The organism is Vagococcus luciliae, from assembly GCF_024637875.1.
Classification (GTDB): domain Bacteria; phylum Bacillota; class Bacilli; order Lactobacillales; family Vagococcaceae; genus Vagococcus; species Vagococcus luciliae.
In genome coordinates this window covers 34,151-48,843 of sequence record NZ_CP102451.1, presented here as the reverse complement: position 1 = coordinate 48,843, position 14,693 = coordinate 34,151, and the positions used below count along the sequence as shown (strand labels likewise).

Below are 14,693 nucleotides of genomic sequence, written 5' to 3'. Positions count from 1 at the left end.
TGAAAGACAGCAGAGTAATGCTTATAATAGAATTAATTAAATGTCTACGAAGGGATAAAAAGAATGCCAAATTTTACAGTTGCACTATTTTTTTGGTACTTATTTCCAGTTATAGTGATTATTGCAAGTAATTTACTTGTAAAAAAAACAAATATTGATAAAAAGTATGGTATAAAAACACCTGATATAGTAACACCGTTCTTTTTTATAGGGCTTCACTTTGTATCCGTAGGAACGTTGGGTAAAAGCTTTTTAGCATATGTCTTTTTAATGATTTTTTTCATAGGGATGATTGTTGCAATTATGCTTGCTTATTATTTTCATGATATCAATTATCGACGCTATTTTAAGATTTTGTGGCGGCTTGCTTTTTTAGTAACATTAATGATTTATGTTGTTTTGATTATCGGTAGTATTATTTTATTTTTAAAACGTTAGTATGCATCTTCTATTAGGTAGAAGATGCTTTTTTGATAATTATTTAAAATCTATGATAAATTATAATTTTTTTTATAAGAATGTGGTAGAAAGTGGGGTAATGTGGTAGACTGAAATTATTGAGTGGCTTTGTGAGGTGACCTAGTTATGTTTATGGGAGAATTCCAGCATAATATTGACTCAAAAGGACGTCTAATCGTTCCCTCTAAATTAAGAGATTCTCTTGGTGAACGATTTATTGTTACCAGAGGAATGGATGGCTGTTTATTTGGTTATACACAAGAGTCTTGGTCTCGCCTAGAAGAAAGTATGAAAAACATGCCACTTACTAAAAAAGATGCTAGGACATTCGTTCGATTTTTTTATTCCGCAGCAACAGAGTGTGAAATAGATAAGCAAGGACGTATTAATATTCCTATTAAATTAAGACAATTTGCAGGATTAGAAAAACCTTGTATCATTATAGGGGTATCCGATAGAATCGAAATTTGGAGCGAAAATCGCTGGTTAGCATTTTCTAAAGAGGCTGAAGAAAATTTTGATGATATCGCAGAAAGCCTTATTGATTTTGGAATATAAGTAAAAATGGAGAATGAAAATGTCAGAAACATTTAAACATATTACTGTTCTATTAAAAGAAACAGTAGATGGATTAAACATAAAATCAGATGGAATATATATAGATTGTACATTGGGTGGTGCTGGACATAGTCAATATCTGTTGTCCAAGTTATCCAATAAAGGCCATTTGTATGCCTTTGATCAAGATGAACGTGCGATTGAACACGCTAAAAAATTTTTATTAGATGAAGTAGAACAAAATAAAGTAACGTTTGTTAAAAGTAATTTTCGTTATCTAAAAGAAAAAATGAATGAATTAGGTGTCCAACAAGTAGATGGAATTCTTTATGATTTGGGTGTGTCATCACCTCAGTTAGATGAAGCAGAAAGAGGATTTAGCTACCATCAGGATGCACCATTAGATATGAGGATGGACCAAACAAATTATTTAACGGCTAAAGAAGTTGTAAATGAATATACCTATGAACAATTAGTTAAAATATTCTTTAGGTATGGTGAAGAAAAATTTTCAAAACAAGTGGCTCGCTTGATTGAAAAACGACGGATTGAAAAACCAATTGAAACAACGGGAGAGCTAGTTGAAATTATTAAAGAAGCTATACCAGCACCTGCTAGACGAAAAGGTGGACATCCAGCTAAACGTATTTTTCAAGCGATTCGTATTGAAGTAAATAGTGAGTTAGATGTTATTAGTGAAACACTTGAACAAGCCATTGATTTACTGAAACCAACTGGTCGAATTAGTGTCATCACATTTCATTCATTAGAAGATAAGCTAGTTAAAAATATTTTTAAGGAATACAGTACACCTCAAGACTTGCCACCTGGATTACCTATCATACCAGTTGAATATCAACCTGATATAAAATTGATTAATAGGAAACCAATCGTGGCCTCAGATGAAGAGCTTGGGATGAATAATCGATCTCGTAGTGCTAAATTACGTATTATCGAAAAAATAGCTCCTGAAAGGGTGGATTAACATGTCTCTGCCAGAAAAGCAAAGTCCATTTACATATAAAGATTCTCCAGTTAACTCACCTGTTAGTAAGGAGAATAGTACATTGAAAGAAGTACAACCTCCAATAATTCCACAGAGTAAATTAAAAAAAGTGACTAAATTAGAAAAGTTTATTTTCACCGTATTTATTGCAACGTTTTTATGTTTGGCTGTTGCAACTATTCGGATGACAACCTATATTAACCGTGAGGAAGAAGCTATTTCTTCACTTCAGGCAGATAGCAAACAGATGCAACAAGATATTGAAACTCTTGATCAAGAGAAAAATGAGTTGCAACGAACTGAACGTTTGAAAAAGATTGCCGAATCTGCTGGAATGCAAATGCATGATGAGAATATAAGGAAAATAAAATGATGAAAAAAATAAAAGAATTTTTTAGAAAAATAAACAAAAAAATACAAGAAAAAAGTTTAACACCAGCAGGCAATAGAAAAAAAGTGGGGGTTATCCTGTTTTATGCTTCTATTGCTGTTTTTGTTTTAATTTCTTTACGTTTCGTTTACATCATAACAGTTGGTAAAGTCGGTTCGCAAAGTCTTGATTCTGAAAGACAAAAAATATATCAAGGAAGTAGCGTTATAAAAGCAAAACGTGGAACCATTTTCGATCGTAATGGGCTGCCACTTGCTGAAGATGCTACTTCTTATTCGTTATATGCAGAACTTGACAAAAACTATAAAGGGATTAATAACGTGGAGCTTTTTGTTCATGATAAAGATCATGATAAAATTGCTGATATTTTAAATAAATATACTGGAATTGAGAAAAAACTTGTTTTAGAACAATTAACACCTAAGAAAAATAAAGACGGTAAGTTAATTACTAATGTAGAATTTGGCTCTAAAGGAAAAAATCTAAGTTTAGAAACTAGAAACAATATTGAGGAAGCATTAAAAAAAGAGGATATTACTGGTATCTATTTTAAGGAACACCCTGACAGATTATATCCAAATGGAAAATTTGCTTCTTATTTCATAGGATATGCACAACCAGAAGATACGGATAAAGAAAATAGTAAATTAAGTGGTAAAAATGGATTAGGTATAGAAAATGCCTATGATAATGTATTAAAAGGAGAAGATGGCTTTAAATATTACCAAAAAGATAGTAAAGGAAATGAACTTCCTGGGACAGAAGTCATTGATAAAAAATCTAAAGATGGACAAGATATTTATACAACATTAGATACTAACTTACAAACAAGGCTAGAAGATGTGATGGATAGTGTGAATGAAAAAGCTAAACCAGAGGATATGACAGCTATTTTAATGGATGCTAAAACTGGTGATATTTTAGCAGCGTCACAACGTCCAACTTTTGATCCACAAACAAAAGAAGGATTATATAAAGAAAAAGGGAAACCTGATCCTGTTTGGGAAAATTTACTTGTTCAACGACCATTTGAGCCTGGTTCTACGATGAAAGTCTTTACCGTTGCAGCAGCCATTGATTCGGGAAAATTTCCATATAATGAGACATTTAGCTCAGGACGAACTCAGTTATATGATGCGACAATTAGTGACTGGGTACCGGCTGGAAAAGGACAGTTGACGTATAGACAGGCATTGGCTTGGTCAAGTAACGTTGGTATGGTTAATTTGGAACAAAAAATGGGTTCAATATGGCCAGAGTATTTGGAACGTTTTGGATTTGGCCATTCAACTGATTCTGGATTGCCTCTTGAAGCAACAGGAAGCATTAGTGATAAAAATCCTGTTGATATGGCGATGACAGCTTTTGGACAAGCTATTTCTGTGACAAATATGCAGATGATGCAAGCATATACAGCCATAACAAATGAGGGTAAAATGTTAAAACCGCGATACATTAAGAAAATAGTGGATAAAGATGGAAAAGAAAAAGAAATTAAAACAGAAGTTGTAGGAGAACCGATAAAAGCTGCAACAGCAAAAACAGTTCTTGAATACATGCAAGATACTGTCAATGACGAAATATATGGGACTGGGTATGGTATTTATAATATTGATGGTGTGAATGTTTCTGCGAAAACAGGAACAGCCCAAATATTTGAAAATGGACAACTTTTAACAGGAGCCAATGATTATATTTATTCAGTGGTTCAAATTGCACCGACAGAAAATCCAGAATATATCATGTACGTTACAATGAAAAAACCAGTGATTACTGGTGAATTTGGGTCACCATCAGAATTAATTTCAGAAATATCAAATGGTATGTTAAAGCATGCTTTTAAGGTAGACACCACAACGGATAAAGGAGAATAACATGAACGGAGTAGAATTATTAATACCATTATCATTGGCAGTGGCTTTTGTATTGATGGTTATGCCACTATTTATAGGTTATTTTAAAATGAAAAAAATGGGACAAGCAATTCGTGAAGAAGGTCCTGAAGGTCATCTTGCAAAATCTGGGACACCAACTATGGGAGGAGTTGTTTTTTTAATAAGTATTTTGTTAACCTCTCTTATTGTTGGTGCTTGGCAAAAAGAAATGACATTTTCTTTTTGGAGTATTTTATTTATTATGTTTTTATACGGACTATTAGGATTCCTTGATGATTTCATTAAAGTGTTTAAAAAAAGAAATTTAGGATTAAATTCAAAACAAAAATTAATTGGTCAAATTGTTGGTGGGATTATTCTTTATGCTGTGATGAAATCAAATGGTGTAACAGATGAATTATTTATCCCACTGATTGGAAATGTTAATTTTGGCTTTTTATATGGATTATTTGCTGTGATTTGGTTGGTCGGGTTTTCCAATGCAGTGAATTTAACAGATGGTATTGATGGTTTAGTATCTGGTTTAGGGATGATTTCTTTTGGAACCTATGCCATTATTGCATACAAACAAGAACAGTTTGCTATTGAATTAATTTGCCTAGCAACTGTTGGAGCACTTTTTGGCTTTTTAATTTTTAATAAAAAACCAGCAAAAATTTTTATGGGAGATGTTGGCTCTCTTGCTTTGGGTGGTATGTTAGCCACTATTTCTATTTTACTTCATCAAGAATGGACACTTTTATTAATCGGTTTAGTGTATGTTATAGAAACACTTAGTGTCATGTTACAGGTAGCATCATTTAAATTAACAGGCAAACGTATTTTTAAAATGTCTCCAATACACCACCATTTTGAATTAAGTGGTTGGTCAGAATGGAAGATAGACATTGTTTTTTGGATAGTAGGATTAGTGATGTCAGCATTGACATTGGGCATTTTATATAATTAAGGAGATATCAAGGATGAAACAGTCAAAGCGTTATGCAAATGAAAAGATTTTAGTATTAGGGTTAGCTAGAAGTGGTGTTGCCGCTGCTAAGTTATTGCATGAATTAGGGGCATTTGTTACAGTCAATGATGCGAAAAAATTAGAAGATAACAAAGAAGCTCAAGAATTATTAGAAGCAGGTATAACAGTCATTACTGATGGTCATCCTTTAGATCTTCTTGATGAAGGATTTTCTCTTATTGTGAAAAATCCTGGGATTCCTTACACGAATCCTATTCTCGAAAAAGCAATAAAAAAAGAAATTCCAATTATTACAGAGGTTGAATTAGCGTATCAAGTATCAGAAGCACCTTTTATTGGCATTACAGGAACAAATGGTAAAACAACGACTACAACCATGATTAAGCAAATATTTGATACTTATCAACCTAATAAGGCACTTTTAGCTGGAAATATTGGTTTTCCAACAAGTGATGTCGTATTAAAGGCTACAGAAGATAATGTATTAGTAACAGAATTATCGAGTTTTCAACTAATGGGAATTGATGAATTTAAGCCTGAAATAGCAGTTATTACTAATATTTATGAAGCTCATATTGATTATCATGGTTCAAGAGATGAGTATGTTAAAGCTAAATGGCGCATTCAAAAAAACATGACAGAGAATAATACATTAATTTTAAATGCTGATTTGCCTGAAGTCGTTGAACTATCAAAACAATCTAAGGCAACCGTGATTTATTTTTCAGTATCTAAAAAAGTTAATGGAGCTTATTTAGAAAATGATTGGTTAATGTATCAAGATGAGAAAATTATGAAATCAACTGAATTAGGTGTCCCAGGTTTGCATAATGTTGAAAATGCTCTAGCAGCAATTTGTGTAGCAAAAGTCTCGGGCGTTGATAATGAATCAATCAAAAAAAGTTTGTCACTCTTCTCAGGGGTTCCCCATAGAACAGAGTATATTGGGACATATAATGAAATCAAAGTATACAATGATTCAAAAGCGACTAATATTTTAGCCGCTAAAAAGGCAATTAGTGGGTTTGATAATGAACAATTAGTATTAATTGCTGGAGGGCTTGATAGAGGAAATTCGTTTGATGAATTTATACCAGCTATTGAGCAACTAAAAGCTATTGTATTATTAGGCGAGACAAAAGATAAATTAAAAGAAGCAGCCAAAAAAGCGCAAGTATCAGAAATTATTTGTGTTGATAACATGAAAAAAGCAGTGACAGAAGCATTAAGAGTGGCACAACCAGAAGATACGATTCTTTTGTCACCGGCATGTGCTAGTTGGGATATGTATCCAAACTTTGAAACCCGTGGGGAAGAATTTGTAGCAGAAATAACTAAGCAAGTAGGGAAATAATAATGAAAGTATTAGTATCAGGTGGAGGAACTGGTGGACATATTTATCCAGCTATTTCTATTGTTCGCTATATTAAAGAAAAATACCCAGATTCAGAATTTTTATATATTGGAACAGAAAAAGGGCTAGAAAGTCAGTTAGTGCCTAGTCAAAATATTCCATTTAAAACAATTGAAATTCAAGGGTTTTATAGATCACTAACGTTAAAAAATTTTAAAACAGTGTATTTATTTTTAACAAGTATTAAACAAGCTAAAAAATATATTAAGGAATTTCAACCTGATATTGTGATTGGAACAGGCGGATATGTTTGTGGATCGGTTGTTTATGCAGCGAGTAAATTAAATATTCCAACAATTATTCATGAACAAAATAGCGTTGCAGGTATGACGAATAAGTTTTTATCAAAATATGTTGATAAAGTAGGAATTTGTTTTACTGATGCAGCCGAGTATTTTCCAAAAGAAAAAGTTGCATTAGTAGGGAATCCACGAGCTCAAGAAGTGATGATGGTAGATAAAAAAGAGGTATTAGAGGAATATGGTTTGGATTCTGATAAACCCACTATCGTTATTTTTGGTGGCAGCCGTGGAGCTCAGACTATTAATAACGCGATGAAAGACGCATTACCATTATTTAAAGGAAAACCATATCAGGTATTATATGCTTCTGGGACTATTTATTTTGATGAATTTAAAGAAAAAGAAGAGCTAATTAAGCAATTAACTAATGTAACAGTAGTGCCATATATTGATAATATGATTGACGTTTTAATCAATGTAGAAGCATTAGTCGGAAGAGCCGGCGCGACTAGTATGGCAGAAATTACAGCCTTAGGATTACCTTCTATATTAGTTCCTAGTCCTAATGTTACAGATGATCATCAAACAAAAAATGCTAAAAGTCTTGTTGATAAGCAAGCAGCATTGATGATTAAAGATAGTGAACTGACAGGTAAATCGTTGGTTGAGCAAGTAGACAAGTTAATGTTAGATGATAATTATAGACAAACTATGGCAAAAGCATCAAAGGCTGAAGGTATTCCTGATGCGATGGATCGATTGTGTGGTTTGATTCAGGAACTAACCTAATTTAAGGAGGGCTAGTAAGGGATGTCAAACAAAAAAGAGGATGATAAAGGAGAAAATCGAGGTAATCATCGATTGATAAAATCACCAAAAAAAGAATTGAAAGATAGCAACAGGCAAGAAACACTTTCTATGAGAAGGAAAACAATCAATAAATTATCTCCATTTCAAGGTTTAACTCCTAATGAAGAAAAACGTCTAACTAGAAGATTAACGAGTATTTTAATTACCTTAACGGTGGGAATACTTATTACTCTTTATATTATTTCCCCTTTAAGTAAATTACAAAATATAGAAGTTACTGGAATTGATAAAGCAGATAGTCAAACAATTATAAAATCAAGTCACCTTAAATTAGGCGAAGGATTATGGCCTCAGTATTTCAATAAATCAAATGACATGAAAAGAGTGATAAAGGAAAATCCAAGAATTAACACAGCGACATTAAGGATTAAACAATTCAATCATTTTGATATAAATGTAACAGAGTATGAGGTCCTGGCTGTTTTATTAAGAAATGATAAAATGTATCCTGTTTTATCTAATGGAAAAATTTTAAGTGAAACAGCAAAAGAATCAGAAAAAAAATTGCCACAGTTAATTGATTTTAAAGAAGGGGAAGGGTTGAAGTCATTTTTGACATCTTATGAAAAATTTTCGCCAAAGATGAAATCAGAGATTATTTCTATTGAGTCACAGGCCACTCAAAAGAATCCCTTTAGAATTAAATTAAACATGAAGGATGGCAATCAAGTAATTGGATTATCAACAACAATTGCGGATAAATTAGTTTTTTATGATAAAATTGCAGCAGAAATGAAGTCAAAAGGTGTCATTGATATGGAAGCGGGGAAAACAGGAGTATTTTCATATCCTTTAGAGACACAAAATAGTGACTCAAGTGAGGGTTTATCGGACGAAAATTCAAGCGAGAGTATAAATAATGGTTTTTAACGTTCAGAAAAAAAACTAGCAATTATAGTATTCTTCTTTATTTCATAGTACTATTTATGATAGAATGGTGTGAGGTATTATGCATATAATAAAGGAAGACTTTGTTAGAATTATAGGAGGGAAGACCTTTCATGGCAAAAACAGGAATATATGTAAGTCTTGATATCGGTACAACATCAATAAAAGTTGTTGTAGCTGAGTACATAGAAAATCAAATTAACATTATTGGTGTAGGAAATGCAAAATCAAAAGGGTTGGATCGTGGTATTGTTATTGATATAGACAAAGCTGTTCAATCCGTTCAAAGAGCAATTAAACAAGCAGAAGAAAAATCAGGTGTTCAAATTAAAAGTGTTAGTGTAGGTATTCCGGCTAATCTTTTAGAAGTAGAAAAATGTGAAGGTATGATTGCTGTTAACAATGAGTCAAAAGAAATTACGGATAGAGACGTTAAAAATGTTGCTTCAGCAGCAGTAGTGCGTTCAACACCTCCAGAACGTCAGGTCATTACTTTAATTCCTCAAGAATTCAAAGTGGATGGTTTTGAGGGTATCAAAGATCCAAGAGGTATGATTGGTGTTCGTCTAGATATGAAGGGGTTATTATATACTGGGCCAAAAACGATTGTTCACAACATTCAAAAATGTGTTGAAAAAGCTGGACTGGTGATTGATGAAATGGTCATTGCTCCTTTAGCTTTGGCGTCATCTATTCTTTCAGATGGAGAAAAAGATTTTGGGACAACTATTATTGACATGGGTGGTGGACAAACAACTACCTCTGTAATGTATGAACGTGAATTAAAATTCTCACACGTTGAACAAGAAGGTGGAGAATTTGTAACAAAAGATATTTCTGTTGTTTTAAACACATCATTAACTAATGCAGAAGCATTAAAAATCAACTATGGATATGCCTATCCAGAAAGAACTTCACCAAATGAAGAATTTCCTGTTGATGTCATCGGTAAAAATGAACCAGTAAAAATTGATGAACGTTATTTATCAGAAATTATAGAAGCACGTGTTGAACAAATTTTTTCAAAATCAAAAATGATGTTAGATAGCATTGATGCACTTAATTTACCAGGTGGTGTTATTTTAACTGGTGGAGCCGCAAGCTTGCCAGGAGTAGTCGAGTTAGCAGCAGATATGTTTGGAACAAACGTTAAATTGTATGTTCCAAATCATATGGGATTACGTAATCCTGTATATGCTAATGCAATTGCTATTGTTGAGTATGTCGCACAACTTGATGAGGTTTATCATGTGACTAAATTAGCCGTTACTGGTGATAAAAAACGAACAACTAAACCTGTTCGTGAAACTTCAGTAGAGACTAAGCAACATGAAAAAGCTGTACAACAAGCACAAGAACCTGTTACAGATATGTCTGTCAATGAACCTGTAAAAGAAAAAGAAGAAGGTTTTGGCGGTAGAGTAAAAGGTTTCTTATCCAATATATTTGACTAATAGTCTAGGAGGAAACAAATAATGGAATTTTCATTAGATAATACTGTAAATACTGGCGCGGTAATTAAAGTTATTGGTGTCGGTGGCGGTGGCGGTAACGCAGTAAACCGTATGATTGATGAAGGAGTAAAAGGTGTAGAGTTTATCGTCGCAAACACAGACGTTCAAGCATTACAACATTCTAAAGCAGAAACTGTCATCCAATTAGGACCTAAATTTACAAAAGGTTTAGGTGCTGGATCTTTACCAGATATTGGTGAAAAAGCTGCATCTGAAAGCGAAGATTTAATTGCTGAAGCATTAAAAGGTGCTGATTTAGTATTTATTACTGCTGGAATGGGTGGTGGTACCGGTACAGGTGCTGCACCTGTAGTAGCTGGAATTGCTAAAGAACAAGGTGCTTTAACAGTCGGTGTTGTGACACGTCCATTTAGCTTTGAAGGTCCAAAACGTAGTCGTTTTGCAGCTGAAGGAATTTCAGCTTTAAAAGAAAATGTGGATACTTTGGTAATTATTTCTAATAATCGTTTATTGGAAATTGTTGATAAAAGAACACCAATGTTGGAAGCTTTCAGAGAAGCTGACAATGTATTACGTCAAGGTGTACAAGGAATTTCTGATTTAATTACATCTCCTGGCTATGTCAATTTAGACTTTGCAGATGTTAAAACAGTGATGGAAAATCAAGGAACTGCTCTGATGGGGATTGGTGTTGCAAATGGAGAAGATCGTGTGATTGAGGCCACTAGAAAAGCTATTGCATCTCCGTTGCTTGAAACATCTATTGAAGGTGCTGAACAAGTACTATTAAATATCACTGGTGGGGCAGATATGACTTTATTTGAAGCTCAAGATGCGTCTGAAATTGTAGCAAGTGCCACAGGTGGAGATGTAAATATTATTTTAGGAACATCAGTTAATGATCAATTAGGTGATGAGATTGTTGTTACTGTCATTGCAACAGGAATTGATCCAGGGAAAAAAGAACGTCAACCGATGGGAAGAAATAATGTGACTACACCAAATGGAATGGTTCAACAGAGACAAGCAAGATCAGTTCAAGAACCTATTCGTGAAGTTCCAGAAATAGATTCATCACGCACAGCACAAACAAGTGCATTTGGTGATTGGGATTTAAAACGTGAACCATCAACCCGTCAAGTTCCAGACGAAACTCAGTTTGAAACAATTGACAGAAAAGATTATGATAATGCTAACCAAGATTCTGATCATCCTTTAGAAGCGGAAGATGAATTAAGTACACCACCTTTCTTTAGAAGAAAAAAATAAGAGGTGACTTAGATTGATCCTGAAAAAATTGGAACAAAATGTTGAGTCAATTCAACAAGATGTTGAGCAAGCTTGTCAAATCAGTCAAAGGTCAGTTGATAGTGTGACTATCATTTGTGTCACTAAATCAGTTGACAAAGAGACAACGAAACAAGTTGTTAATTTAGGATTTGAACATTTAGCTGAAAATAGGATGGAAAAATTGTTAGAAAAGCAAGAGTATCTATCAGATAATAAACAGATTAAGTGGCATTTCATAGGAAATTTACAACGGCGAAAAGTTAAATCAGTCATTAATAATATCGATTACTTTCATGCATTAGATAAAATATCATTGGCTGAGGAAATACAAAAAAGAGCAATAAAACAAATTAAGTGTTTTGTTCAAGTAAACGTTTCTGGGGAGATTACCAAACAAGGAATCTCTCCGGAAAATTTAATAGATTTCATTAAGGATTTAAAAGATTTTGATAGAATTGAAGTTGTTGGTTTAATGACCATGGCTCCTATTGATTCAAATCTTAACGAATTATCTCAGTATTTTGACCAATTAAAATTATTACAAAATAAAGTTGCAACAGAGAAACTTGACTATGCACCATGTACAGAATTAAGTATGGGGATGAGTCAAGATTTCATACCAGCTATAGAATCTGGAGCAACTTTTGTAAGAATTGGTTCGAGATTTTTCGAATCTTAGGGGAGAGGTGATAGAGTGAAGTTATTCAATAAAGCTGGTGAAAGATTTTCTGATTTTTTTGGCGTTTCTGATGAAGAAAGTGATGCATTTGTTGATGAAGAAGTGATGATTGATGAAGAACCATCTGTTCTTGAGCCAGAATCTAATATTAGAGAGACTAATAATTTAGAGGATGAGCTTGATGATGTTACTAGTATGAATCATGCTATCAGTCATAATGAAGAAGAACCAGAAAAAAATGTTAAAATTTCTGAAACAGAAAACCAGTATACTAATAAAAAAGTAGTTGAAATGAATACCTATCAACCTACCTCAAATGGAAATAAACGTATGGTGGTTGCTAGACAACATAGAAAAGTATCGGTTTATGAGCCTAGAGATTACATTGATTGCAAACAAATTGCTCAAGCTTTGTTTAGAAAAGAGATTATTATTTTGTCTTTTAAATTAATGAATGAACGCTCCGCCAGGCGTGTTGTAGATTTTATGACAGGGACTGTATATGCTATTGATGGAGACATCCAACGCTTAGGAGATGAAATGTTTATCTGTACTCCAGCCAACGTAGATGTCGATTCAAGTATTACTCGAAATATCATAACAAACCATTTAACAGAATATTAAGGATGTGTTAATTTGATTATAGCTTTAATTTCTAAAGCAATAACCATATATACGTATGTTCTAGTGATTTATGCTTTATTATCATGGTTTCCTGGGGCGTATGATTCAAAAATTGGTCAATTTATCATACGAATTTCAAGACCATATTTAAGTATGTTTGATCGCTTGAATTTGAGTATTGGTCCAATTGATTTTACAATTATTGTCGCAATATTTGTTTTACAATTAGCTGGACAAGGTTTAATTTTAATATTAGCAAGATTAGTTTATATGATTTAAAGAAAGGATGTGAGTTTTTTGCAAGCTAATGTGTATCAGCATTTTCGCAAGGACGAACATCCTTTTATTGATACTATCGGTAATTGGATGGAACAAGTTGAGATGCAATATGCCCCCGTTGTAACTGAATTTTTAAATCCGCGTGAGATGTTTATTTTAAAGACATTGGTAGGTAAAAGAGACGATATTTTATTGTCTTTTTTTGGAGGATTTGAAGATTCTGAGAGAAAATGTGCCATACTGTATCCAAGTTATTACAATCCCAATGAAACAGATTATGAAATCTCGGTTTATGAAATAAAATATCCTATTAAGTTTGGTAAATTAACTCATGGAAAAATTTTAGGAACATTAATGAGTACTGGAATAAAAAGAGAATTCATTGGAGATATCATAACAAATGGAGAACAATGGCAAGTTTTTATAAAAAAATCTATTTCTAATTATATTACTCAACAAGTTGACAAAATTGGTTCATTTGGAGTAAAATTTGACGAAGTAGGTTGGCAAGATATTTTACAACCGACTGATGAATGGTTAGATGAGACTCTAACAATCTCTTCACTTAGAATTGATAATATTATTTCAACAGTATATAATGTATCTAGACAACGTGCTAAATTGATTGTAGAATCAAAGAAAGCTAAGGTCAATTGGACCGAAGTAGAGCGTGTTGATTTTCCAGTAGATTATTTAGATATTGTGTCAGTTCGAGGACTAGGTAGAGTTCAACTATTAGAAACATTAGGGAATACTAAAAAAGATAAGATAAGATTAAAAATTAGAGTTTTAAGAAAGTAGCAAGGAGTGTAAAAATGGGAATTAAACCAATTGATATTACGAATAAAAGTTTTAATAATAAATTTAAGGGGTATGATCGTGATGAAGTAGATGACTTTTTAGATCAAATCGCTTTAGAAGTTGAAAAATTAACTCAAGAAAATCGTTCTTTAGAAAAAGAAGTAAAACAGGCAAATGATAAATTAAGTTATTTTAATGAATTAAAAGATTCATTAAATCAATCAATTATTGTAGCTCAAGATACTGCGGATAAATTAAAAGAAAATGCTATTAAAGAGTCTGATTTAGCAATTCAAAAATCTCAAGCTCAATCTGAAGATATTTTAGCGCACGCTAATAAAATGTCTGATGAGTTGATTTCTGGCGCGACAAATAAAGCAAATCAAATTTTATCCGAAGCAAGTGAACGTGCCCGTCAATTGGCTGTTGAAACAGATGATTTGAAAAAGAAAACCCGTGTTTTCCACAGAAACTTAAATGTATTATTAGAATCACAGTTACAAATTGTGCAAAGTGATGAGTGGGATGAAATTCTTAAACCATTTGGTGCCTATGTTGACAGTAGCCATCAAGCATTTAAAGAAGTTTTAGATGCTGTTGAAGCAGCAAATGGTCTTGAAGCAACTTCACCAGCTATTAATATTAAACCTAATTTTGATAATGTATCTCAATCAAAAAAAGATATTAAGGTAAGTGTGACACAAGAAATGCCTAATCAGCCTGCTAAGCAACAAAAAGAAAAAGAAGACAAAAATGAAGAAACAAAAAAATTAAATAAAGTGGAACGTTCATCACGTTCAAAAGTTAAATAATAAAGTTAGATGTAAAATAGAAAAGCTTAATTTATTCTGA

General features: G+C 32.8%; 16 protein-coding genes. All 16 read left to right on the top strand.

The features are described from left to right. The first annotated feature begins 63 nt into the window (after positions 1-63). Positions 64-438, top strand: a complete 375-nt coding sequence (locus G314FT_RS00245; RefSeq protein WP_257701560.1) for a DUF3397 domain-containing protein — start codon at positions 64-66, stop codon at positions 436-438. Between the two features lie 147 nt (positions 439-585). Next, entirely contained in the window at positions 586-1,017 is a 432-nt protein-coding gene (gene mraZ, locus G314FT_RS00240; protein ID WP_257701558.1) for a division/cell wall cluster transcriptional repressor MraZ, read from the top strand. Between the two features lie 19 nt (positions 1,018-1,036). Then, positions 1,037-2,002 carry a 16S rRNA (cytosine(1402)-N(4))-methyltransferase RsmH gene (gene rsmH / locus G314FT_RS00235; protein WP_257701556.1) on the top strand — a complete coding sequence of 322 codons (966 nt, stop codon included), beginning with the start codon at positions 1,037-1,039 and terminating at the stop codon, positions 2,000-2,002. A gap of 1 nt (position 2,003) precedes the next feature. Next, entirely contained in the window at positions 2,004-2,396 is a 393-nt protein-coding gene (locus G314FT_RS00230; protein WP_257701554.1) for a cell division protein FtsL, read from the top strand. After that, positions 2,396-4,288 carry a peptidoglycan D,D-transpeptidase FtsI family protein gene (locus G314FT_RS00225; protein WP_257701552.1) on the top strand — a complete coding sequence of 631 codons (1,893 nt, stop codon included), beginning with the start codon at positions 2,396-2,398 and terminating at the stop codon, positions 4,286-4,288. Before G314FT_RS00230 ends, G314FT_RS00225 begins: the two co-directional genes overlap by 1 nt. A gap of 1 nt (position 4,289) precedes the next feature. Continuing rightward, a complete protein-coding gene (gene mraY, locus G314FT_RS00220) occupies positions 4,290-5,258 on the top strand; it encodes a phospho-N-acetylmuramoyl-pentapeptide-transferase (RefSeq protein WP_257701550.1) in 969 nt (322 codons plus the stop codon). Positions 5,259-5,271: 13 nt separating this feature from the next. Next, on the top strand, positions 5,272-6,633 hold the full coding sequence (murD, locus tag G314FT_RS00215) for a UDP-N-acetylmuramoyl-L-alanine--D-glutamate ligase (RefSeq protein WP_257701548.1): 1,362 nt from the start codon (positions 5,272-5,274) through the stop codon (positions 6,631-6,633). 2 nt (positions 6,634-6,635) lie between these two features. Beyond that, positions 6,636-7,724, top strand: a complete 1,089-nt coding sequence (murG, locus tag G314FT_RS00210; RefSeq protein WP_257701546.1) for an undecaprenyldiphospho-muramoylpentapeptide beta-N-acetylglucosaminyltransferase — start codon at positions 6,636-6,638, stop codon at positions 7,722-7,724. Between the two features lie 21 nt (positions 7,725-7,745). Further along, positions 7,746-8,675, top strand: a complete 930-nt coding sequence (locus G314FT_RS00205; protein WP_257701544.1) for a cell division protein FtsQ/DivIB — start codon at positions 7,746-7,748, stop codon at positions 8,673-8,675. 131 nt (positions 8,676-8,806) lie between these two features. After that, complete coding sequence (gene ftsA, locus G314FT_RS00200; RefSeq protein ID WP_257701532.1) at positions 8,807-10,147, top strand: cell division protein FtsA; 1,341 nt, start codon at positions 8,807-8,809, stop codon at positions 10,145-10,147. 21 nt (positions 10,148-10,168) lie between these two features. Next, positions 10,169-11,437 carry a cell division protein FtsZ gene (gene ftsZ / locus G314FT_RS00195; protein ID WP_257701520.1) on the top strand — a complete coding sequence of 423 codons (1,269 nt, stop codon included), beginning with the start codon at positions 10,169-10,171 and terminating at the stop codon, positions 11,435-11,437. Between the two features lie 13 nt (positions 11,438-11,450). After that, positions 11,451-12,137, top strand: coding sequence for a YggS family pyridoxal phosphate-dependent enzyme (locus G314FT_RS00190; protein WP_257701518.1), 687 nt, complete (start codon positions 11,451-11,453; stop codon positions 12,135-12,137). Positions 12,138-12,152: 15 nt separating this feature from the next. Then, a complete protein-coding gene (locus tag G314FT_RS00185) occupies positions 12,153-12,761 on the top strand; it encodes a cell division protein SepF (protein ID WP_257701516.1) in 609 nt (202 codons plus the stop codon). A 15-nt stretch (positions 12,762-12,776) separates the two neighbouring features. Further along, complete coding sequence (locus G314FT_RS00180) at positions 12,777-13,040, top strand: YggT family protein (RefSeq protein ID WP_257702578.1); 264 nt, start codon at positions 12,777-12,779, stop codon at positions 13,038-13,040. Between the two features lie 18 nt (positions 13,041-13,058). Then, positions 13,059-13,841, top strand: a complete 783-nt coding sequence (locus G314FT_RS00175; protein ID WP_117972549.1) for a YlmH family RNA-binding protein — start codon at positions 13,059-13,061, stop codon at positions 13,839-13,841. A 14-nt stretch (positions 13,842-13,855) separates the two neighbouring features. After that, positions 13,856-14,653: a DivIVA domain-containing protein gene (locus G314FT_RS00170; protein WP_257701506.1), complete on the top strand. Its 798-nt coding sequence runs from the start codon at positions 13,856-13,858 to the stop codon at positions 14,651-14,653. Positions 14,654-14,693 lie beyond the last annotated feature (40 nt).